General features: G+C 37.9%; 23 protein-coding genes, 1 tRNA gene and 1 pseudogene. 19 read left to right on the top strand and 6 right to left on the bottom strand.

Annotated features, from left to right (window positions below; genetic code table 11):
- Positions 1 to 34: 34 nt before the first annotated feature.
- From AN486_RS21545 to AN486_RS21555, 3 genes are all read right to left on the bottom strand, one after another.
- The gene (locus AN486_RS21545) at positions 35 to 271 is read right to left on the bottom strand and encodes a hypothetical protein (protein ID WP_053540950.1); all 237 of its coding nucleotides are present in this window, start codon (positions 269 to 271) and stop codon (positions 35 to 37) included.
- A 426-nt stretch (positions 272 to 697) separates the two neighbouring features.
- Positions 698 to 922, bottom strand: coding sequence for a hypothetical protein (locus AN486_RS21550; RefSeq protein WP_053540948.1), 225 nt, complete (start codon positions 920 to 922; stop codon positions 698 to 700).
- A gap of 572 nt (positions 923 to 1,494) precedes the next feature.
- On the bottom strand, positions 1,495 to 2,067 hold the full coding sequence (locus AN486_RS21555) for a peroxiredoxin (RefSeq protein WP_053540947.1): 573 nt from the start codon (positions 2,065 to 2,067) through the stop codon (positions 1,495 to 1,497).
- A gap of 214 nt (positions 2,068 to 2,281) precedes the next feature.
- On the opposite strand from AN486_RS21555, the gene AN486_RS21560 reads away from it, so the two are divergent.
- The 7 genes from AN486_RS21560 (at position 2,282) to AN486_RS21590 (ending at position 8,816) form a co-directional block, all read left to right on the top strand.
- Positions 2,282 to 2,707, top strand: coding sequence for a Fur family transcriptional regulator (locus AN486_RS21560; RefSeq protein ID WP_027402988.1), 426 nt, complete (start codon positions 2,282 to 2,284; stop codon positions 2,705 to 2,707).
- 35 nt (positions 2,708 to 2,742) lie between these two features.
- Complete coding sequence (locus tag AN486_RS21565; protein ID WP_053540946.1) at positions 2,743 to 3,102, top strand: DUF4870 domain-containing protein; 360 nt, start codon at positions 2,743 to 2,745, stop codon at positions 3,100 to 3,102.
- A gap of 406 nt (positions 3,103 to 3,508) precedes the next feature.
- Complete coding sequence (gene hemB / locus AN486_RS21570) at positions 3,509 to 4,486, top strand: porphobilinogen synthase (RefSeq protein ID WP_015078649.1); 978 nt, start codon at positions 3,509 to 3,511, stop codon at positions 4,484 to 4,486.
- Positions 4,487 to 4,656: 170 nt separating this feature from the next.
- A complete protein-coding gene (locus tag AN486_RS21575) occupies positions 4,657 to 5,130 on the top strand; it encodes a type II toxin-antitoxin system HigA family antitoxin (RefSeq protein WP_367142457.1) in 474 nt (157 codons plus the stop codon).
- Between the two features lie 212 nt (positions 5,131 to 5,342).
- A complete protein-coding gene (locus AN486_RS21580) occupies positions 5,343 to 6,803 on the top strand; it encodes an S-layer homology domain-containing protein (protein WP_290602494.1) in 1,461 nt (486 codons plus the stop codon).
- A gap of 197 nt (positions 6,804 to 7,000) precedes the next feature.
- A complete protein-coding gene (locus tag AN486_RS21585; protein WP_290602495.1) occupies positions 7,001 to 7,219 on the top strand; it encodes a hypothetical protein in 219 nt (72 codons plus the stop codon).
- Between the two features lie 37 nt (positions 7,220 to 7,256).
- On the top strand, positions 7,257 to 8,816 hold the full coding sequence (locus tag AN486_RS21590) for a GUN4 domain-containing protein (protein WP_290602496.1): 1,560 nt from the start codon (positions 7,257 to 7,259) through the stop codon (positions 8,814 to 8,816).
- Between the two features lie 246 nt (positions 8,817 to 9,062).
- Here the strand turns inward: AN486_RS21590 and AN486_RS21595 are convergent.
- Positions 9,063 to 9,290 (bottom strand): annotated as a pseudogene (locus AN486_RS21595) (RtcB family protein); the annotation flags it as partial.
- A 120-nt stretch (positions 9,291 to 9,410) separates the two neighbouring features.
- Here AN486_RS21595 and AN486_RS21600 point away from each other — a divergent pair.
- A complete protein-coding gene (locus tag AN486_RS21600; protein ID WP_053540942.1) occupies positions 9,411 to 10,139 on the top strand; it encodes an HAD family phosphatase in 729 nt (242 codons plus the stop codon).
- Positions 10,140 to 10,180: 41 nt separating this feature from the next.
- Positions 10,181 to 10,253: transfer RNA gene (locus tag AN486_RS21605), tRNA-Ala, on the top strand.
- Positions 10,254 to 10,579: 326 nt separating this feature from the next.
- Here AN486_RS21605 and AN486_RS21610 read toward each other — a convergent pair.
- Together AN486_RS21610 and AN486_RS21615 are read right to left on the bottom strand one after the other, a co-directional pair.
- Positions 10,580 to 10,912 carry a hypothetical protein gene (locus AN486_RS21610; RefSeq protein ID WP_053540941.1) on the bottom strand — a complete coding sequence of 111 codons (333 nt, stop codon included), beginning with the start codon at positions 10,910 to 10,912 and terminating at the stop codon, positions 10,580 to 10,582.
- Between the two features lie 59 nt (positions 10,913 to 10,971).
- Complete coding sequence (locus tag AN486_RS21615) at positions 10,972 to 11,160, bottom strand: hypothetical protein (RefSeq protein WP_290602497.1); 189 nt, start codon at positions 11,158 to 11,160, stop codon at positions 10,972 to 10,974.
- Between the two features lie 135 nt (positions 11,161 to 11,295).
- On the opposite strand from AN486_RS21615, the gene AN486_RS21620 reads away from it, so the two are divergent.
- From AN486_RS21620 to AN486_RS21665, 10 genes are all read left to right on the top strand, one after another.
- Positions 11,296 to 11,460, top strand: coding sequence for a hypothetical protein (locus AN486_RS21620; protein ID WP_081424321.1), 165 nt, complete (start codon positions 11,296 to 11,298; stop codon positions 11,458 to 11,460).
- Between the two features lie 194 nt (positions 11,461 to 11,654).
- Entirely contained in the window at positions 11,655 to 12,200 is a 546-nt protein-coding gene (locus AN486_RS21625; RefSeq protein WP_290602498.1) for a type I restriction-modification system subunit M N-terminal domain-containing protein, read from the top strand.
- A gap of 7 nt (positions 12,201 to 12,207) precedes the next feature.
- Positions 12,208 to 14,187, top strand: a complete 1,980-nt coding sequence (locus AN486_RS21630) for an N-6 DNA methylase (RefSeq protein ID WP_290602499.1) — start codon at positions 12,208 to 12,210, stop codon at positions 14,185 to 14,187.
- Entirely contained in the window at positions 14,187 to 14,669 is a 483-nt protein-coding gene (locus AN486_RS21635; protein WP_168635900.1) for a hypothetical protein, read from the top strand. The genes AN486_RS21630 and AN486_RS21635 overlap by 1 nt, the downstream gene beginning before the upstream one ends.
- A complete protein-coding gene (locus tag AN486_RS21640) occupies positions 14,669 to 14,872 on the top strand; it encodes a hypothetical protein (protein ID WP_168636183.1) in 204 nt (67 codons plus the stop codon). Before AN486_RS21635 ends, AN486_RS21640 begins: the two co-directional genes overlap by 1 nt.
- A gap of 28 nt (positions 14,873 to 14,900) precedes the next feature.
- Complete coding sequence (locus AN486_RS21645; RefSeq protein WP_290602500.1) at positions 14,901 to 16,127, top strand: restriction endonuclease subunit S; 1,227 nt, start codon at positions 14,901 to 14,903, stop codon at positions 16,125 to 16,127.
- A 50-nt stretch (positions 16,128 to 16,177) separates the two neighbouring features.
- Positions 16,178 to 16,414, top strand: a complete 237-nt coding sequence (locus AN486_RS21650) for a type II toxin-antitoxin system Phd/YefM family antitoxin (RefSeq protein WP_053540938.1) — start codon at positions 16,178 to 16,180, stop codon at positions 16,412 to 16,414.
- Positions 16,411 to 16,800, top strand: coding sequence for a type II toxin-antitoxin system VapC family toxin (locus AN486_RS21655; protein ID WP_053541394.1), 390 nt, complete (start codon positions 16,411 to 16,413; stop codon positions 16,798 to 16,800). The genes AN486_RS21650 and AN486_RS21655 overlap by 4 nt, the downstream gene beginning before the upstream one ends.
- A 31-nt stretch (positions 16,801 to 16,831) precedes the next feature.
- Complete coding sequence (locus tag AN486_RS21660; protein ID WP_290602501.1) at positions 16,832 to 19,933, top strand: HsdR family type I site-specific deoxyribonuclease; 3,102 nt, start codon at positions 16,832 to 16,834, stop codon at positions 19,931 to 19,933.
- Position 19,934: 1 nt separating this feature from the next.
- Positions 19,935 to 20,639 (top strand): M48 family metallopeptidase, encoded by a 705-nt coding sequence (locus AN486_RS21665; RefSeq protein WP_053540937.1) that lies wholly within the window; start codon positions 19,935 to 19,937, stop codon positions 20,637 to 20,639.
- Positions 20,640 to 21,315 lie beyond the last annotated feature (676 nt).

The following is a 21,315-nucleotide window of genomic DNA, read 5'->3' on the forward strand; positions in this document are numbered from 1 at the left end:
TACTTATTCATCTCAGGTATTTTAATGACTATAGTTAGTGATTGCTGTAGCTAAATGATTTAGCCAGAGATACAGCACTATCAATAGCAAAGCCTAACAAAACAAACTCCTTACCTTTAATACTGTAGTGTACTAAATCATGGATTCCAGAACCGCTACCACCTTGAATAGAAATGGTATCTACATCATTCATTTCGTTTAAAAAGCTTTCGGAATCTTGGAACAATTCAGAACCGTTACCTTGTAATTGAGAAAGTTTGATACTAGCCATGATTTCTTTCCTCCTAGATTAATCATCAATCAATTGATGCTTTGCGAAAAGCAGTTAAGCTGGGTTTGTGCCTTCTCTTAACTGCTGATTTAATTTTTATTCATAAAATTAGTGAAAATCAAGGCTTAAACCTAGTTAAAAAAGACATAATTAAATGAGTTGAGTCTGTTTATTAATAAAATAAGTAGTCGGACAAAATTAAATTCACTCGTTGAGAGAGGGAACAGGGAACAGGGAACAGAAAAATCAATTGTGTAATTAATTCTGTCCCATTACTTATTAGGTATAGATTCAAAGACAAAAGTATCTTCTCTTTTCCTGAAGATGGTATTTTTAATTTAAATCATAGAAAAAATCGTGTGTTAGCTGTTCATAAGCATGAAAACACACGATTTTTAGGAAAATGTTCAATTATTGCTATGTTTCTTAAGTATCGAATCGTTGTCTGAGATCATCCATCATTGTATTGAGTTCTGTCCTCCAGTCTTGAAGTTGAGTATCTATGTTAAGAGGTAATGGGGTTTCTGTAGACCGATAATTTCCGCGTCGGCTTCTGTAACCACCTATAATATTCGTCAATTCCTCAATGCTGAGATCATTGAAAATCTGTTCCCTACCCAGAGGATATATATCAGAGACGGTTATCGGCATAATTGGTTCTCCTTTCCCAATCTAAGCTGGGATAAAATAAAGCTATAAATTTAACATTCCCTCTCTTGTATTTTCGTTTTTTATAGGCTAAATTCAAGTTCTTATATCTGATTTAATGGACAGAATTACCAACTTTTTGTCTATCAAAACAAAAAAGCAAAAGAAGTTTCATAACAGTAACTTCTCTTGCCTTAGATGAATTAAAAACTATCAACCTCTATCAAAAGGTGGAAGTTTCTTTCTGTTCCCTCCCCAAAGCATCGGGGAGGGTTAGGGTGGGGTAATTTGAGAAATAATGGTGATTCGATAACTTGTGTGTACACCGTAGCTCCCAAAAGGAGAGGGAAGCAGAAAAACTTTTTTTAGCTGGAAGGGTGGTTTCAAAGCATCTCCCCGCACCTCTCCCTAACCCTCTCCTAAAAGGAGAGGGAAAAGGAATAACATTTAATACTGGAGAGGTTTACCAGAGGGGTTTGTTTATACATTAAAAACCTTTCAAACATCCTCTTACTCTTGCCTATTGCCTATTGCCTTGCTATAACGACAATTTTCAACGCCAACCTACTTAGTAATTAACCAACAAATGCTAAACGGGGTGCGATCGCAGCAGGACGTTCTACACCTTTGAGGTAAGCAAGAACGGTATCAGCATCAGATACTTCAAAGGGGTCATCACCAGCGTTGTCTTGAAAACCAGGTTCAATGAACATTTTTTCAATTTCGCAGTTATTAACAACCATTGCATAACGCCAAGAACGCATACCAAAACCGATGTTAGATTTATCAACTAACATTCCCATTTTGCGGCTAAATTCTCCGCTACCATCTGGTAACAAGAAAACATTTTTAGCGCCTTGTTGTTTACCCCATTGGAACATTACAAATGCGTCATTAACTGACAAACAAATGATTTGATCAACACCTTGCGCTTTGAATTCCTCAAATAGTTCTTCATAGCGAGGTAAATGTGTAGAAGAACAGGTAGGAGTGAAAGCACCGGGGAGAGCGAATAATACTACTTTCTTACCGGCAAAAATTTCTTGTGTGGTTAAATCTTTCCAAGTGTAAGGATTGGGTCCACCTATAGATTCATCCCGTACACGAGTCTTGAATACTACATTTGGAACGTGAGTAATAACAGTCATAAATACCTCTTTCTTAGATGGAAGATTTTAACTCGTGCTGCTGCTTTTGCTTAGCGCATCAGTAGCTTATCTCGTAAATCAGAATAATTCTGATTTAGGAATTAGTCAATAGTTATAAATACTTATTTTATAATGTATTTTTTAAAAAAGTTTAGTTCTTAAAAAGGAAAAGTTATAATAAGGGCTTATATCTTTATATAACTAAGTAAATCCTATGCAGCCAAAAGCTAATGATATTATCAAAACCCTGAAAAATAGAGGGTTGCGAGTCACCCCCCAAAGATTTGGCGTTTATGCCAACCTATTAGCCAGAGAAGATCACCCGACAGTTGATCAAATTCTGAGGGATTTGAATCAAGAAGCACCCACTTCCTCTCAAGCTACCGTATATGCGGCACTCCAGGCACTGCGAGAGGCGGGTTTGGTGCGAGAAGTGCTATTAGAGGAAGGTGTATCTCGTTATGATGCTAACGTTGCCCCCCACCATCATTTCCGCTGTAACTGCTGTGGCGCGATTGAAGATATCAACTGGAATACTTTCCCGAATATTGATGTTAGTCAACTGCGACAGGGGTTAAAAGTAGAACGGTATGAAGTGACAGTTGAGGGAATGTGCGATGCTTGCGGCACTCATGTTTGATATAATAATTAACTAGAATTGAATAGGAGCAAACAATGTACGACAGCGATAAACGTAAATTATTATCAGCATTATGTCATGGAGCAATTTTTTTTAGCACCACCATTGTCTCCATTGGTTTACCTATAGCCATACTATTTGTATCAGATGATCCTGTTGTTAAAGACAATGCCAAGGAATCTATCAATTTCCATTTTAACGTTTGGTTATATGGAGCAATTCTGGGGGCATTGTTTTTTCTGATTGGTTGGTTGATTGTACCATTATTCATCTTGTTTCCACTCGCAGGTTTAGGTTATATCCTCCACTGGGGATTGACAATTTGGGCGCTAATTGGTGTTTTTAGCAATCCTGATCAACCTTGTCGTTATCCGTTTATTTTTCGAGTTCTTTAGATCAAATCAGGGAAAATATGGTAATTTAATTAATCATAGACTTTTGATTAAACAACTTACCAAAATTAATTGCATGATTTTTTAAGATTGTTTTTTGCAAATTTGTTATAAGCAAATGTCTATCAAGTTGTAAAATATAAAATTGCCCCACAGCTTCATCAACAGCAGGGCAAAAGACAGTTAAAGCACTGCTTGTAGTTTGTCTGAATAGAGCCAGCTACAAACTTGCTTTTGTGACGCTTTATTCTGTGTCCATCTTATTGTTTTTTGTTACATTCAGTGAAAAAACAGTTTGCCTACGGCACACTATTCGCGTTTAGAAAGGAATTTAAACTCCTTTTTATTTACGAATACAATCCTTCATTCCGTGAAATCATTAAATCCGTCAAATCAGTGATAAAAATTTATGTTTCCTATACATCGCCCTCGTCGTCTGCGTAGCCATACCCAATTACGCCGTATGGTACGTGAAACTGTTTTAACTACTAACGATTTGATTTATCCATTATTTGCAGTACCTGGAGAAGGTATTGCCAAGGAAGTCAAATCTATGCCCGGTGTTTATCAACTTTCAGTAGATAAGATTGTTGAAGAAGCTAAGGAAGTTTATGACTTAGGAATCCCGGCAATTATCTTATTTGGAATTCCGGCAGATAAAGACATAGATGCTACCGGGGCATGGCATGATTGTGGCATTGTTCAAAAAGCAGCAACCGCAGTTAAAAATGCCGTTCCTGATTTGATTGTCATGGCTGATACTTGTTTATGTGAGTATACAAGTCATGGTCATTGTGGTTATTTACAAGTTGGTGATTTAACAGGTAGAGTATTAAATGACCCAACTTTAGAATTATTAAAGAAAACCGCAGTTTCTCAAGCTCAAGCAGGTGCAGATATTATCGCACCTTCGGGGATGATGGATGGTTTTGTTCAAGCAATTCGCGCAGGTTTGGATGAGGCGGGATTTGAAGATATCCCCATTATGTCTTATGCTGCTAAATATGCTTCGGCTTATTATGGACCATTTAGAGATGCAGCGGACTCAACACCACAATTTGGCGATAGACGCACTTACCAAATGGACCCCGGTAACGCCCGCGAAGCCCTGAAAGAAATTGAGTTGGATATTGCTGAAGGTGCTGATATGCTGATGGTAAAACCAGCTTTGGCATATATGGATATTATCTGGCGCGTTAAGGAAGCTACGAATTTACCTGTGGCAGCTTACAATGTCTCTGGTGAGTATGCAATGGTGAAGGCTGCGGCTTTAAATGGTTGGATTGATGAGCAGCGTGTGGTTATGGAAACTTTGACTGGCTTTAAACGGGCTGGTGCTGATTTGATTTTGACTTACCACGCTAAGGATGCGGCTCGGTGGTTGTAGTAAGATAATGTCTCACGCAAAGGCGCAAAGGCGCAAAGATGATTTTGAGTGGCTTTGTGTTTGGGCGTGAGATTTTTGGTATTTTGGATGTGATATTACTACGGTACGAATTATATTTCGCGCAAAGGCGCAAAGACGCAAAGTTTAAGATTTTGATAGCTTGCGTGGCCATGCTATTAATAAAAGCATCACCGGCTGTAACGGGTGTTAAGGTAGAAATTATGATTAAGACCTCAGATAAAGCGCCAAGCTACATTAAATTATTACAAACTTTCCCTCCTAGACCTATTAAATCTGATGAGGAACTACTTGCTACTCAAAATGTAATTGATTCTCTGTTAGACAATACTCCATTAACACCAGATGAGCAAGACTATCTTGATTTACTCGGTACTTTAGTTTATGAATACGAGCAAACAAAAGAACCTGTTTCTGATATTTATGGAATAGAATTACTCAAAGCTCTTATGGAAGAATATGGCTTTCATCAAAAAGATTTGATTCCTGTATTTAAGACAGAATCTATGGTGTCAGATATCTTAACAGAAAAAAGCCAACTCACTGTCAGTCATATCCAAGAGTTAGCAGAGTTTTTTCATCTTTCACCTGCTGTTTTTCTACCGTTACCTACGCAAAATCCATAAAATTAAACTGTGTTAATAATTACATTTATTTTGTAAATTCTGCCGTGTATAACAGCTTGTTCACATTGAGACTGGTAATGGGTAATTGTCTCCTTTTTGCTTCTTTGACAAAAGTAATATAAAATGCCCTGTGTTACCAGTACGGTTCACTAGCATTAGAAATTTTTGATCTAGAGAACATTAGTCCATTGGCCAGGTGCGAGATAAAATATATGAATCCCATTAATTTAAGTTGGAGTAAGCTGGTTGTTGCAACCGTTTCTGTTGTCGCATTATCGCCAATATTTTCTGCATTAGCAGTATCAAGACTTTCTTCCCCAGTTGCATCAAAATTAGGGAATTCTCCACAAATGCAACTTTTAGTGGGACAATCTGAGGGTGAAGCAATTGATATTCCCGTTAATACGAGTTTTTCACCAGAGAAGAAATCAGCATTCACGCTTTATATATGGCAACCTGGGGGAACAATCAAAGAAGTAATTGCCCGTGTTTCTATTAAGAGTAAATATGGCAATAAATATCGGCAAGAAAGGTTTTTAGGTGATTATAAATATAAGATTAAGCAAAAGGCTAAGTTTGTTAAAGGGTTTAAATTAGGCGATCGCATTGTAATCCGCTTGTATGATACCAGTAATCGCTTTATTGGTTACAGTGAATTTGTTTGTTTGCCGGAAAATACTGCGGTTAACCTGATTTTATCTGCTAATCCCACAGAAAACAAAGTAGTCCGCACCTTTTATGGTTTTGATGCCAATAATGATAGCATTGTTGATAATACCAATGCCTATGACTACTTCACGGAAGTTAATAACCAAAAAGTTACTTTCCTGAATAGTTCGGAAAAGATCAATATTGTCCAATATCAAGCCGCAGGATTTGCTAAAGTTGCCACCACTGGCGTTTATCCTACCTCCTTTAGCGAAGGTGATTTTGCTGTAGCAGGTAAATCTGTCAATGCCTTTGATTCTAACTTAGCAAAAGCCTTAACTGCTAATCCTAGTAGTTTGGTAAAGTTGACTCCAATTCAGGACAACTCCAGTTTTGAACTGGGCAAATTATTAAGTGAATATCGGACAATAGGTGTAGGTAAGGGTATTCAAGTCTCATTTTCTGATATCTCTAAAAACTATTGGGCTAAAGAATATATTTCTGAATTGGCTGCAATGGAAGTAATTGGCGGATTTCCTGATGATTCTTTTCGTCCAAATGCACCAGTAACTCGTGCCGAATTAGCAGCATTATTGCAAAAAGTTTTTATTAAAAGTAAAGTTCGAGAAGCAATTAATTTTAAAGATGTTCCTAAGCGATATTGGGCTTATGATGCCATTCGAGAAGCTTATGAAATGGGCTTTTTTACTATTCTCAACAGCAAAAACTTTAACCCCACACAAAAGCTGAATCGCCTAGATGTTTTAATAACTTTAGCCAAAGGATTGAATTATAAATTTACTGGTTCAACAGAAAATATTCTTTCAGTTTATAGTGATGCTTCTAGTATTAGAAACGAACATCGGAATTTTATCGCCGCTTTAACAGAAAATAATGTAATTACTAATTATCCCAATAAGAAATTGCTAAATTCTAAAAAAGTTGCCACTAGAGCCGATGTTTGTGCTTTACTTTATCGGGCAATGGTGAGCGCTGGGGAAGTGGCAGATTTACCTGGAAAATAAATTGGACAAACAATATCTTGTCAATTTTCTGCTTTGTTGGGTTAAGCGACAGCGCAACCCAACGCATTTGTTGGGTTTCATGCTTCAACCCAACCTACAAATCAAGGCTATGGGTTTTACGTTAAGTTGAATTTAAAGATGCGTCCATTTTGGGTATAATTACAAGTAAACGTAATTTTACAAAGTTGTGGAATATCGTGATTACAAAAAATAAACAAGTCCCAGCACAGAAATCCGTAATCAAGAGCAAACAGACTGTAGTATTCCCAGGTATTTTGCAGAAAACGCTGCTGGAAGAACTGCGTTGCGGTTATGGAAGTTGCTCCTATAGCGGCTGTTATTGTCAAAAATATGAAGGTAATGCCAGCACTTGTCAAAATTCAGGCTGTGGACACAGCTATGATCAACACTGGTAATACTTGACTCTTTATCACCACACAGGTTACAAATTTTATGCCTATCATCAGAGATTATTGTGCCGGCATGGATGTGGCTATGGGCTACAATCCCCTCACAGGTGAGATATACGATACCTATGTGGATTATGGAGACTTAGTTCCCGCTGGTGGGCAGACTGGACAAACAGCCGATTTGTTATTCAAACGAGTCACATCTAGCGCTGAACTGAGTAGCGTCTTAGGAATTGATTTTGAGGCAAATCTGAACGCTTCCTGGTTTCAGGGAAGTGGTTCTGTGAAAGCTAAAGCTGTGAGTGATTTTAGCCAAAAATCTAACGAATATTCTACCTTTTCCGTGCTATATGTCAAAGTCCGCGACATTGAGAAAAACTTGAAGATTGTTGATTTGAGTCCCAGAATAATTAAGTTTATCAATCAAAATGGAATAGATGAATTTTATCGGCGGGCGGGTTATGAATATATCTCTGGAATAATTACAGGTGGTGAATTTGTTAGTACCATTGAGATTATTTCTAGTGATAGGGAAACTAAGGAAAAAATGGATGCGGAACTGAGCGCCCAAATTTCCTATAGCAATGTTGTTTCTATTGATGCTAAAGCTGAAATAAAGTCTAGATTTGCCAACCTAGCAAAATATAGCAATGTGCGAATTGAAGCTCGTTGTTATCGCACAGGTGGTGCTGGGGCGCTGGTGACAACTCCCACAGATGCTCTAGAATGTGCAGTCAATTTTCCGGATTCGGTGCGAAAATCGGCGAGTATTTTGCAGGTACTTTGCAAACCTTATCACGATTTGCTATCTTTTCCTACGGCAATGCAAGCGATCGATATGATGACTTTGCAAAAGAAAACACGGGTATTGCAAGGTCTTTGGGAGCGCTCACAGCAGATTTCTAAACAAATTGCTGATGTGGAATATATTCTTCTAAATCCACAGCAATTTGCTCAGGTAAATGAGGCTGTTTTAAGAACAGGAAAAGCCCAGTTAGAAGATCAGTTAGAAGAAGTTAATGATCAAGCAATCCAGTTTACTAAAAACTCCATAAAATCAGTTAATGTTGTTGACTTTCCCCCCATTCCTTTGGCTTTACCAATGCGCGGGATAGAACTCAAGTCAGCAGTAGGACAGGATTATACTAAATTACAAGATTTACTCTTTGCAAAGAACTGGAAAGGAGCGGATGCGGAAACACTACGAGTAATGTCAGCGGTAGTGAACCGAGAAGAAGAAGGTTATTTAGATTGTGAAAATATTAGTAATTTTTCCTGTGAAGACCTTCGTACAATTGACCAGTTGTGGGTAAAATACAGTGATGGTAAATTTGGTTTTTCTGTTCAGAAACGCATTTATCAAAGTCTCGGTGGAACAAAAAAAAATAAACGTAACCCAGACATCTGGGACAGGTTCGGAGACAAGGTAGGATGGAGAAAAGGAGGGGACTGGTTGTACTACACAGATATTACTTCTGACAAGAAATCACCAGAAGGCAACCTCCCCGTCCTTAACTGCTCGTCCCTTCTGCTTCTAAGTTTTAGATTTGATGTGACCTCTGTGTATTATCTCGCGTCGAGACTTGTAGAGTGTAACATTTAAGGGGTACAGAAAATTATTAAGGATTGTAAACAGGTAATTTTCCACGATCATACCTGGTACTCGGTTTTCTGGCTTTTCAGAAAAAAACCTGTAGTACAATACAGGCTTAATCACATACTAAACACGAAAATTCATATCCCGTACATCCTTAAATCCTAGATATCCTGATTCAGACAAATAAAAGCCTATACAATACAGGCTGAATCATGTACATCCTTAAATCCTGGATATCCTGATTCTGACAAATTACCCTTTGACACAAAGAACTTGTTTCAAAGTTGCCACAATTTCCACCAAATCAGATTGGTTTTCCATTACCTGTTCAATGGGTTTATAAGCAGCAGGAATTTCATCTAAAACTCCCGTATCTTTACGACATTCTACCCCCTGTGTTTGCTCGATTAAATCATCAAGAGTATAGACATTTTTTGCCTTACTTCTTGACATTAAGCGCCCTGCACCGTGGGAACAAGATCCCCGACTTCTTCAAGAAGTCGGGGATCTGACTCTTGTATATCTTCAAAAATGGGTTAATCTTAAATGTATTCCGGTAATTTACTCTGATAATCTGGAGGATTGTTTCCAGTTTGCACTATGAGTTTAAAGGCAGTTTTATTTGATTTTAATGGTGTCATTATTAAAGATGGATCAATTCATATCCAATTGATAGATGAGATTCTTGTACAGGAAAATCTTCAACCTCAACGGGTAAAAGAACGTGAAAACTTTTTAGGGATAGGCTCTCGCGCGTATCTGCAAAATCTGTTAAAAAGTCGTGGTAGGGTGGTGACGGAAGCTTATATGATGCAGTTACTTACCCGCAAAGCTCAAGCTTATGTGCTGGAATTGGAGAAGCTGGAAGAATTGCCTTTGTATTCGGGAATTGAAGATGTGATTTTTCAGATTCGTTCCCGTCATCTCAAAATGGCGTTAGTTAGTGATGCTTTATCCTCGGAAATAGAATTTGTATTAACATCTGCTAAATTAGCTGAATACTTTTCTGTGATTGTGTCGGGGGATGATATCAGCAGCAATAAACCTAACCCGGAAGGCTATTTGCTGGCGGTTTATCGCTTAAATCAGGCATATCCAGAATTAAATTTACAACCTGATGAATGTTTAGTGCTTGAAAATACTCCCGCAGGTATTCAAGCTGCTAAATGCGCCCAAATGCAAGTGGTGGGAGTAGCAAATACTTATCCCTTCCAGATGCTACACCGTCAAGCTAATTGGACGATTGATTATCTGATTGATTTGGATTTGCAGCAGGTACAGGAAGTTTTTTTGGAAAAAGATGTGAAATCTGTCCTTCCTGAGTGTTAAGATATATGGTGTGCTAAAGTTTTTGACTTAAGCACGACTAAGGGGAATTAGCTCAGTTGGTAGAGTGCTGCGATCGCACCGCAGAGGCCAGGGGTTCGAGTCTCCTATTCTCCATTTGTCCATTAAATAATTATGTTCAACAACCGCCACTAAAGTAAATCTTCTTTTAACCCACCACCTATGGATAGGACGGTTGAAACACTAGAAGTTCAACATCACTTTTGAGTATATTATTGAGAAAGTATTCTTTACCTTCTTTCTGCCTTATTCGTTTTTTATATAAAGTAAGCCATGAAGAATAAACGGTTCTTCGGTTATTTTTATGGAAAACCTGGTTCAAAATCATTGAAAGCCTTATTCTGTAGGCATTTCATTGAAAATATGGAAATAATTGTTTATAACCCTTGTCCCGTAAGGGTTTTGTTATCATCAATCCTCAATCACCATAAAAGAGACGCAAGAGCCGAATAAACTTCTTGCACAAAAGAGTCTGCTGATGAGCGAAAACGACCTGACTGTTTTTCTAAATCTGAATCTTTTGTTAGAGATTTACGTAATTCTGTAATTTCTTTTTTGCTGATTTCTCCAGTTTCTTTCTTGGTGTCAAATTCAGGTTGTTCACTTACATCCTCCAATAATTGGACAATCAAAGGAGTATTTTTTTGAGTCATTTCTTCCCATACTTGACGAAGTACATCTTCTTTAGCATTGAGATGGCATCTTATAGTTCTGATGATGGGATTCGTCGAATTTTTCTTATTATTGCGGCTCATATTGACAAAATCTCCACAAAATCAATGAGTTGTTATTTTGTGTAATTACAATTAATTACTTATTTGTCTTTGTCAGATAACGATCGCACCTTGAAGCGATCGCTCTCCAAAAATTTCAGCACTGTCGGGAAAATCTGCTGGTTACTTTGTGAACTCAGTAAGTCGTTACAATCAATACAAGCTAATACCGTCATATCGCTCAAATCGTTCATAGCATGGACTTTCCAGAGAATAAATATATACAACATTGCCACACATTAATTTAATGTTTAGCAATGTTTTTAATTTACCATAAAACATTGTAAAACATTGTTAAACATTATTTAGCCTTAGAACAAGGTTGTGGAGGTATGATAGTTTAGCGATAAATTCTTTTAGAGTTAATGAATCAGAGCGATCGCGTACAAACTTCGATATACTTTCCTAAAGATATCCATGAGGCTTTAGTCAGATGGGCGCAGGAAGAAGACCGTCCCATAAGTAATCTTGTGGTGAGGATTGTTAGTAAGGCTGTTGAGGAGCGAGAGCAGCAGAATCCGCCACAATAGTGTATGAGTGTTACAAATATCAGAATTTAAACTCTTCCGATATAAGATATATCCTCAACCACATATAAGTTGAGGCTTGTGGACGTGGTATGGTATTGGTTCTTTGTAAAATGTAAAAACTGCAAGGTAAGGTGTCAGACATGATCAAGTCCATCTGACAAAGTAGGATTAAGTAGGGGTCAAAACGATACAAAATGGCAATAAAGAAAAGTGAACTATATAGCTCGTTATGGAAAAGCTGTGATGAACTGCGGGGTGGGATGGATGCCTCGCAGTATAAAAATTATGTATTAGCTTTATTATTTGTTAAATATGTATCTGACAAATACGCAGGTGTAGCAGATGCCCTGATAGAAGTGCCGACTGGGGGCAGCTTTCAAGATATTGTTGCCCTCAAGGGTGATAAAGAAATCGGCGACAAAATCAATAAAATCATCGCTAAACTTGCCGAAGCTAACGATTTAGGCGGTATCTTTAATGATGCTGATTTTAATGATGCTGACAAGCTGGGTAAAGGCCAGGAAATGAAAGACAGGCTTTCTAACCTGGTGGGGATTTTTGAGAACTCAGCACTGAACTTTAGTAAAAACCGCGCTGATGGTGATGATATTTTAGGAGACTTCCAAGAAATAAATTATCCTAAGAAACGAACCACAGAGGCACAGAGTACACAGAGAGAGAATTTCTGCATCAGTTTTGGGACATTTTTTTATTTGGAAGTCTCTAGGGGATGCTTATGAGTATCTGATGCGGAACTTTGCCACCCAGTCAGGTAAAAGCAAAGGACAATTTTACACCCCGGCAGAAGTTTCTCGCGTGATCGCCAAAGTGATTGGTGTTAATTCCGCTACCACTCAAGAACAGACCATTTATGATCCCACCTGTGGTAGTGGTTCATTGTTACTAAAAGCTGCGGACGAAGCAGAACAGGGCTTAACCATCTATGGACAAGAGATGGATAACGCTACCTACGCCTTAGCACGGATGAATATGATCCTACATGGACATCCTACTGCGGAGATTTGGCAAGATAATACTTTATCAACTCCCTACTTTAAAAACCCGGATGGGGGACTGAAAACCTTCGATTTTGCTGTGGCTAATCCGCCCTTTTCCTCAAAGGCTTGGAGTACAGGCTTTAACCCGATTAAGGATGAATTTGAACGTTTTCAAGACTATAGCATCCCCCCAGCTAAAAATGGCGACTATGCTTTTTTGCTGCATATCGTTCGCTCCCTGAAAAGCAACGGTAAAGGAGCGATTATTTTGCCTCATGGGGTGCTGTTTCGGGGTAATGTCGAGGGTGAAATTCGCAAAAAACTGATTGGCAAAGGCATTATTAAAGGGATTATTGGGCTACCACCAAACCTATTTTATGGGACGGGAATACCTGCCTGTATTATTGTTTTAGATAAAGAAAATGCGGAAAATCGCCAAGGCATTTTTATGATTGATGCCAGCAAGGGATTTGTTAAAGATGGCAATAAAAACCGCTTGCAGGAGCAGGATATTCATAAAATTGTTGATGTTTTCAACAAACAGCTTGAGGTGGCGAAATATTCGCGGATGGTTTCTTTGCAGGAAATTAAAGACAATGAGTATAACTTGAATATTCCCCGTTATATTGATAGTCAGGAAGAGGAAGATATTCAGGATATTGAAGCGCATTTGTTGGGAGGGATACCCCAGCGCGATATTGAGGCATTAGGGGAATTTTGGCAAGTTTATCCGAACTTACAACAAGAATTATTTGCACCAACGAAAAACCCAGCATATCAACAGCTAAAAGTTGCTGCCAATGATGTCAAAAATTGTATTTTTCATCATCCTGAATTTATAAAATATAGTCAGGAAATTGAGCAGGTTTTTACAACTTGGAAAAATCAACATACATCATTATTAAAAGCTGTTCAACAGGGAGATAAACCCAAGGAAATTATATATAAGTTAGGTGAGAATTTACTAGCAGCATTTACAGGAAAAAAGTTAATAGATAAATATGATGTTTATCAACATCTGCTTACTTATTGGTTGGAAGTAATGCGGGATGATGTGTATATCATAGTTGAGGATGGTTGGCAAGCGGAACTCACACCCATAACTAATAAAAAAGGCGTAATTATAGATTATGTCTGTGAACTGATACCGGAAGAATTGATCATTAATCGCTATTTTCCATCTGAACAGGCAGAAATTGAAAAACTGGAAGCTCAAAAGGATGAAATTATCCGACAGCAGGAAGAAATGCAGGAAGAATATGGAGGTGAAGAAGGTTTGTTAGAAGAGGTGACTAATGATAGTGGGAAAATTACCAAAACTAATATAAATATTCGGATTAAAGAACTGAAAAAAAATCCTCTTTTTGCTGATGCTGATGAATTAGATGAATTACAAGTATTGACATCCTACCTAAAATTAATAGATGCAGCAGCAGATATTGATAAAAAAATTAAAGACGCTACCCAATCTTTACACAATCAGGTGTTAAAGAAATATAAGAAATTAACAGAGGATGAAATTAAAACTCTGGTGGTTGATGATAAGTGGATGACGATGTTGAAACAGGCAATTAATTCTGAGATGGATCGGATTTCGCAACGGTTGACGCAAAGGATTCAGGAGTTAGGTGAACGTTATGATACTCCTTTGTTTGAGTTGACTAATGAGGTGGATAGGTTGACAAGTTTGGTTGATCAGCATTTACAAAATATGGGGTTTGTTTGGTAATGGATACACAAAAAGAAAACTATAAAATTTATCTTGATGTTTGTTGTCTAAATCGTCCTTTTGACGACTGGACACAAGAACGTATTCGTTTAGAAGGGGAAGCTATTCTTAGTATTATGCAGCGCATTCGCACCAGAGAATGGAAACTGGTCAGCAGCGAAGCGATCAGGGTAGAGTTAGAGAAAATGCGTAATCTCGACAAACTAGAAAATATATTAAAATTATTGGAGTTGGCTATAATTACTATCAATATAGATGAAGATGTTGATTTTCGCTCACAGCAATTAGAGAATTTAGGTTTTGGTCTTTACGATTCTTTTCATATTGCTTGTGCAGAAGTCGCTCAGGCAGATATTTTACTCTCTACTGATGACCGTTTACTAAAAAACTCAGTACGGCATCAAGGTTTGTTAAAAATATCTCTGGATAATCCTGTAACTTGGTTAATGAATACTTATTTGAATTACGAGGAAAACAAATGATGACACCAATTGAACTAAGAAACAAAGGTTATCAGGTTTTAGTCGAAAATTTGGGTCAAGTAGATGCTATTCGCTTTTTACAACAAGCTGGATGGGGAAGCGGTGACTATACAAAAGAAAGAAAGGAAACCTTAAATAAAGTAACCAGAAAAGAGTTTTGGGAAGATTTGAGGCGTATTAGAAAAGCTAACAAAGAAAGTTAACGGGATTTAGGCAAAAAATGGGGATGGTATGGTGAAAAAACATAGGAATCACGGATTAGACGGATTAAAGGATTACACTGAAGGAATAGAGGGGTATAAAAAGACTGAGGTGGGGGTGATTCCTCATGATTGGGAGGTTGATTCCATTACTAAATATTGTCAAGAGATTTTTTTAGGATTAACTGCAAAAGTTGATTATGTTAATCATGGAGGAATACCACTAATTAGAGCCACTGATATATCCAATGGGAAACTTTCTTTTCAAAATGCTTTATTTATATCAAATAAACAACATAAACAACTTACAAAATATAGGAAAGCAAAATTAGGTGATGTTTTAGTCAGTAAATCGGGAAGTCTTGGTGTATGTGCTTTAGTAGATACAGAAAAAGAGTTTAGTATCTATGAAAGTATCATTGTTCTGCAACCTATACTAAATAAACTATTTTCAAGATTTCTTTTGTATCTTGTGAGTTTTCAAGATACTCAAAAAAGATTACTTGGTGAAACAGTAGGCTCAACTGTTGGACATTTAAACCTCAATAATTTTAAGCAATTACAAATCCCCCTTCCCCCACTTCCTGAACAAAAAGCGATCGCACAATCTCTAAGTGATTTTGATACCCTAATTACAGCATTGGATCAAGTCATCACCAAAAAGCGCAACATCAAGCAAAGCACGATGCAGCAAATCCTCACGGGTAAGAAACGCCTACCGGGTTTTAGTGATGAGTGGGATGTGAAGAAGTTAGGGGACGTATTAAAAGTCCGACATGGAAAAAGTCAGCATCATGTGGTAGACCAAAATGGAGAATTTCCAATTTTAGCTACAGGAGGAGAAATTGGCAGGGCAAAAACCTACTTATATAACAAACCATCAGTATTAATTGGACGAAAGGGAACTATTGATATTCCACAATATATGGATAGTCCATTTTGGACGATAGACACTTTGTTTTATACAGACATATTAAATAACGCATTTCCAAAATTTATTTTTTATAGGTTTAATTTAATTAATTGGTATTCCTATAATGAGGCTTCTGGAGTTCCCAGTTTAAATGCTAAAACGATTGAAAATATTGAAATTAAGTTGTCCTCAGTTGAAGAACAAAAAGCGATCTCTCAAGTTCTCAGCGACATGGATGCAGAAATTGAAGCCTTAGAAAAAAAGCGCGATAAATACAAAACCATAAAACAGGGCATGATGCAAGAACTTCTCACCGGAAAAACGAGACTAATTAGTAGTTCTTAATTAACGCCAATGTTATAAAATATAAGCAAAAACCAGAGCTAAACTATACTATGGAACACATTACCACCAGCGAATTACCCAAAACACTCCAACAAATATTTGCAGAAATACAACGCACCAAAACACCCTTAACCGTCACCCATGACGGAGAACCCTTAGTGATTATTTATCCTGCCACTCTTCAACCCCAACGCCCAGCATTTGGAGCAATGAAGGGTAGCGGTGAAATATTGGGAGACGTGATTGCTCCAGTCATCCCTGCTACCACATGGGAAGCACTCCAGTGAAGCTATTACTTGATACCCACATCTGGCTTTGGTATTTGCTTGGTAACGAACGTCTATCTACTCAACTGCAAACCACAATTCCAGCAGCAACAACCGAACTTTGGCTCAGTCCAATTAGTATCTGGGAAACTCTACTTTTAGCAGAAAAAGGACGAATATCTTTACAGCCTAATCCAGTTGCATGGGTTGATTTAGCCTTAAATACCTTAGAAATTCGTGAAGCTTCACTTAACCACCACATCGCCATTTTAAGCCGACAGATTGAGCTACCACACCAAGATCCAGGCGATCGCTTTATTGCAGCTACCGCAGTTTACTACCAATTAACATTAGCTACAGTTGATACCAATCTTACAGGTAGTTCCTGGTTACAAACATTAAGCTAGACAGAAAATTCACAGTTGAGACAAATTAAAAATGACAAGGGGGCAAGATGTGAGTATGAACCAAGTCGGACAACGTGAACGCCAAACCCAAAACCGCGTGGTGCAGTTATTCCAGCACCAGCTAAATTACCGCTATTTGGGAAATTGGCAACACCGACTTAATAACGGCAACATCGAAACCGAAATTGTTACCACCTTCCTCCGCGATAAACAAGGCTACAACGACACCCTAATTAACAAAGCCTTATATGAACTCAATAAAGTCGCAGGTGATCAAAGTAAAAACCTCTACGACATCAACAAAGAGATTTATAGCTTGTTGCGCTATGGTGTCAACGTCAAAGAAGAAGCAGGAGAAAAGAACCAAACCGTTTGGCTAATTAACTGGGAAGCACCTTTAGAAAATGACTTTGCCATTGCCGAAGAAGTCACCGTCAAAGGAGAAAACGATAAACGCCCGGATATAGTTCTATACATCAATGGCATCGCTCTCGGTGTTCTGGAACTAAAACGCAGTACCGTCTCCGTCTCCGAAGGTATCCGCCAAAACCTCGATAATCAAAAATCTCTATTTATCAAGTCCTTTTTTAACACCATGCAGTTAGTCATGGCAGGTAACGACACCGAAGGACTACGTTATGGAACTATCGAAACCTCAGAAAAATATTACCTGAGCTGGAAAGAAGACACCTATAGCGACATCGAGAACCCCTTAGATAAACACCTATTGCAACTTTGTGAAAAAACCCACCTTCTCGAACTGATCCACAATTTTGTAGTTTTTGACTGTGGGATCAAAAAACTCTGTCGTCATAATCAGTATTTTGGTGTCAAAGCAGCCCAAGATTATATTTCCCGTAACGAAGGGGGCATTATCTGGCATACCCAAGGCAGTGGTAAAAGCCTAACTATGGTTTGGCTGACAAAATGGATTCGGGAATATAACCCTCATGCTCGCGTGTTAATTATGACAGATAGGGAAGAACTAGACGAGCAAATTGAAGGGGTGTTTTTTGGTGTAAATGAAAACATCTATCGCACAAAAAGCGGTCCAGACTTAATCACTCAACTGAATAATACTACCCCTTCGTTACTCTGCTCCTTAATCCATAAATTTGGTAGAAAGGACAGTAGTGCAGAACAACGTGGTTACGACAACTACATAGCCCAACTTAAAAGCAGTTTACCCCAAAACTTCCAAGTCAAAGGCGATATTTATGTCTTTGTTGATGAATGTCACCGCACCCAAGCCGGAAAACTGCATAAAGCTATGAAGGAAATTTTGCCTCATGCTTTGTTTATTGGCTTTACTGGTACACCCATACTCAAAAAAGACGAACGGAATAGTATAGAACTTTTTGGGAACTATATTCACACATACAAATTTGATGAAGCTGTCAAAGATCAGGTAGTTTTAGATTTACGCTATGAAGCTCGGAAAGTAGAACAAAATATAACATCCCAAGCCAAAATTGATCAATGGTTTGAAGCTAAAACCAGAGGCTTAACTGAACAAGCGAAAATATTACTTAAACAACGCTGGGGAACTATGCAAAAAGTCCTCAGTTCTAAATCACGACTGAGTAAAATTGTCGGTGATATTGTCTTAGATTTTGAAACCAAAGACAGACTACAAAGTGGCAGAGGTAACGCCATTCTCGTAGCAGGTAGCATTTACCAAGCCTGTAAATATTATGAATTATTCCAAGCAGCAGACTTTACAAAATGCGCCATTATCACCTCCTATGATGCCTCAGCCAAAAGCATTAAAGGCGAAAGCATTGGAGACGATGAACGCACGGAAAAGATACAGCAATATGAAATTTATCAAAAAATGCTGAATGGGCAAACCCCAGAAAAATTTGAGGAAGAAGTTAAAGAGAAATTTATCAAATCACCTGCCCAAATGAAGCTCTTGATAGTAGTTAATAAATTGCTCACAGGTTTTGATGCGCCTCCTGCTACGTATCTCTACATTGATAAAACCATGCGAGATCATACACTTTTTCAAGCTGTTTGTCGTGTCAATCGTTTAGATGGTGAAGATAAAGAATATGGTTATATTGTTGACTACAAAGATTTATTTAAAAGCCTAGAAAAATCAGTGAAGGACTACACTTCAGAAGCCTTTGAAGATTATGATGCAGACGACGTTGCTGGCTTATTAAGTGACAGATTAGAAAAAGGCAGAGAACGCCTAGAAGAGTCTAGAGAAGCCATTAAAGCCCTTTGTGACCCTGTAGAACCACCCCAAGATACTCCTGCCTATATCCGCTATTTCTGCGGTGCTAATGACAAACCAGACACCCTTGAAGAGAACCAGCAAAAGCGTATAGCTCTTTATAAATATACATCCGCTTTCGTTCGTGCTTACGCCAACCTTGCTAATGACATGATAGAAGCTGGTTACACTCCAGCAGAAATCGAGATTATTAAACAAGAAGTTAAGCATTATGAACAGGTACGGGGTGAGGTAAAACTTGCCAGTGGCGATTATATTGATTTAAAAGCCTACGAACCCGCCATGCGTCACTTGATAGATAGTTATATTGGTGCAGAAGAAAGCGAAGCGATCGCCACCTTTGAGGATATGACGCTGGTGCAATTGATAGTCCAAAGGGGTGCTGATGCTGTGAACGCATTACCCCAAGGTATCAAAAAGAATAAAACAGCAGTAGCAGAAACCATTGAAAACAATTTACGCAAAGTGATCATTGATCAGCAACCAACCAACCCGAAATATTTTGAGAAAATGTCCACATTGCTGGACGAATTGATCCAAACTAGAAAAACAGCATCCCAAGAATATCAAGACTATTTACGGAAAATTGTGGAGTTAAGTAAACAAGTTGCACAACCCAGCAGTTCCTCAGTGTATCCTCAATCATTGAACTCTCCCGCCAAAATAGCTTTATACGATAACCTCAATCAAAATGAAGCCCTAGCACTATCCATAGATGCAGCAATTTGTCAAACTAAAAAAGATGGATGGCGAGGAAAAACAATCAAAGAACGGGAAGTTAAAAACGCAATTAAGAGACATTTAGAGTTGCAAGAAGATTGCGATAGCGAAACGCTACTGCGAAACGCAGAACGCATCTTTGAGATAGTAAAAAGCCAAAGTGAGTATTAAGATGCAGCAAATAACAGTTGGTGAACTGGTGATAGATGTCGTCAGAAAGAATATTAAAAACCTACATCTGGCGGTTTACCCCCCAGATGGTCGAGTGCGTATAGCTACACCATTAAACCTTGATGATGAATCTGTGCGTTTATTCGCCATTTCCAAACTAGCCTGGATCAAAAAACATCAAAAAAACTTTCAATCCCAAGAACGCCAGTCACCCAGAGAATTTGTATCTGGTGAAAGCCATTATTTTCAAGGTAAACGCTATTTACTTAATGTTATCTATTATCTAGGAACTCCCAAAGTAGAAGTTAGAAATAATACTTATATTGACCTTTATGTAAGAGAAGGAAGTAATGAAGCTCAAAGACAACAGGTGATGATGTCTTGGTATAGACAGCAGTTAAAACAGGAGATTCCCCCATTGATCGCCAAATGGGAAAAGAACATAGGCGTTACTGTCAATGAATGGGGGGTAAAACTGATGAAAACCAAATGGGGTACTTGCAATATAGAAGCCAAACGCATCTGGCTAAATCTTGAACTGGCGAAAAAGGATAAGCAATGTTTAGAGTATGTAGTGGTGCATGAGATTGTACACCTCCTAGAACGCAATCATGGCGATCGCTTTGAGGCTTTGATGAATAAATTTTTACCCAATTGGAAATTATATAAGGATGAGTTGAACCGTTCTCCCTTGGGAAGTTATTGAGTGAGATTGCTGTTGATATTTTTAGATGAAGCGCGATCGCACAACACATAATATTTAAGTTTGCTGTCTGAGTGTCCTAATTGCGGGGCGTAGGTTTAAAGTTACTGCGTTGTGGGTTGATGGTTAGTGTCATCGGTGTTTTACGCCTTTTGGGGAGATGTTGCAGTGGCAAAAAAAGATTTAGGATATGCGGAGCGATTTCTCTAGTATCATAATTACAGATAGGAGTTAATCCCTTATTATCACCTCAATTATAGGTCTTAAAAGGAAGCTTTTCATGATATCATGAACTTACAGGTACAAATGTACTTGTAAATTGTAAATATTTAGACTCCTGACTCGCAGTTTGTAGAGGAGGTGAATAATTTGATGCTTGAAACCCACATTCCGCACCCTTGACTGTCACAAACGGTGATTACGGAGGTAAATTGATGAAAAATGAGTAAAAGAATACATTTATCTATAAAAAAACAAATTTTAGATAGGAAAATTGATTCAGATACATTCTCAATAAGAAGCAATAAAGAATGAGGGTGGTTTCTGGCAGAAAATATAATATAATTTTATTGTTAGTCTATCAAGACTTAATCATAACTTATATCCTTCTAGAAATAAACTTAAAAACAGCATTAAAACTTAAACTCATTAATAAAATCAATGAGTCAAATTGTATAAT

The organism is Anabaena sp. AL93 (assembly GCF_001672085.1).
Classification (GTDB): Bacteria; Cyanobacteriota; Cyanobacteriia; order Cyanobacteriales; family Nostocaceae; genus Dolichospermum; species Dolichospermum heterosporum.

Coding starts and splice junctions, on each gene's coding strand:
- AN486_RS21575 (WP_367142457.1), top strand. CDS start 4,657: ATGCTATTAATAAAAGCATCACCGGCTGTAACGGGTGTTAAGGTAGAA.
- AN486_RS21665 (WP_053540937.1), top strand. CDS start 19,935: ATGCAGCAAATAACAGTTGGTGAACTGGTGATAGATGTCGTCAGAAAG.
- AN486_RS21565 (WP_053540946.1), top strand. CDS start 2,743: ATGTACGACAGCGATAAACGTAAATTATTATCAGCATTATGTCATGGA.
- hemB (WP_015078649.1), top strand. CDS start 3,509: ATGTTTCCTATACATCGCCCTCGTCGTCTGCGTAGCCATACCCAATTA.
- AN486_RS21660 (WP_290602501.1), top strand. CDS start 16,832: ATGACAAGGGGGCAAGATGTGAGTATGAACCAAGTCGGACAACGTGAA.
- AN486_RS21555 (WP_053540947.1), bottom strand. CDS start 2,067: ATGACTGTTATTACTCACGTTCCAAATGTAGTATTCAAGACTCGTGTA.
- AN486_RS21630 (WP_290602499.1), top strand. CDS start 12,208: ATGCGGAACTTTGCCACCCAGTCAGGTAAAAGCAAAGGACAATTTTAC.
- AN486_RS21615 (WP_290602497.1), bottom strand. CDS start 11,160: ATGTTGTATATATTTATTCTCTGGAAAGTCCATGCTATGAACGATTTG.
- AN486_RS21635 (WP_168635900.1), top strand. CDS start 14,187: ATGGATACACAAAAAGAAAACTATAAAATTTATCTTGATGTTTGTTGT.
- AN486_RS21640 (WP_168636183.1), top strand. CDS start 14,669: ATGACACCAATTGAACTAAGAAACAAAGGTTATCAGGTTTTAGTCGAA.
- AN486_RS21580 (WP_290602494.1), top strand. CDS start 5,343: ATGAATCCCATTAATTTAAGTTGGAGTAAGCTGGTTGTTGCAACCGTT.
- AN486_RS21560 (WP_027402988.1), top strand. CDS start 2,282: ATGCAGCCAAAAGCTAATGATATTATCAAAACCCTGAAAAATAGAGGG.
- AN486_RS21650 (WP_053540938.1), top strand. CDS start 16,178: ATGGAACACATTACCACCAGCGAATTACCCAAAACACTCCAACAAATA.
- AN486_RS21550 (WP_053540948.1), bottom strand. CDS start 922: ATGCCGATAACCGTCTCTGATATATATCCTCTGGGTAGGGAACAGATT.
- AN486_RS21625 (WP_290602498.1), top strand. CDS start 11,655: ATGGCAATAAAGAAAAGTGAACTATATAGCTCGTTATGGAAAAGCTGT.
- AN486_RS21600 (WP_053540942.1), top strand. CDS start 9,411: ATGAGTTTAAAGGCAGTTTTATTTGATTTTAATGGTGTCATTATTAAA.
- AN486_RS21610 (WP_053540941.1), bottom strand. CDS start 10,912: ATGAGCCGCAATAATAAGAAAAATTCGACGAATCCCATCATCAGAACT.
- AN486_RS21620 (WP_081424321.1), top strand. CDS start 11,296: ATGAATCAGAGCGATCGCGTACAAACTTCGATATACTTTCCTAAAGAT.
- AN486_RS21590 (WP_290602496.1), top strand. CDS start 7,257: ATGCCTATCATCAGAGATTATTGTGCCGGCATGGATGTGGCTATGGGC.
- AN486_RS21545 (WP_053540950.1), bottom strand. CDS start 271: ATGGCTAGTATCAAACTTTCTCAATTACAAGGTAACGGTTCTGAATTG.
- AN486_RS21645 (WP_290602500.1), top strand. CDS start 14,901: ATGGTGAAAAAACATAGGAATCACGGATTAGACGGATTAAAGGATTAC.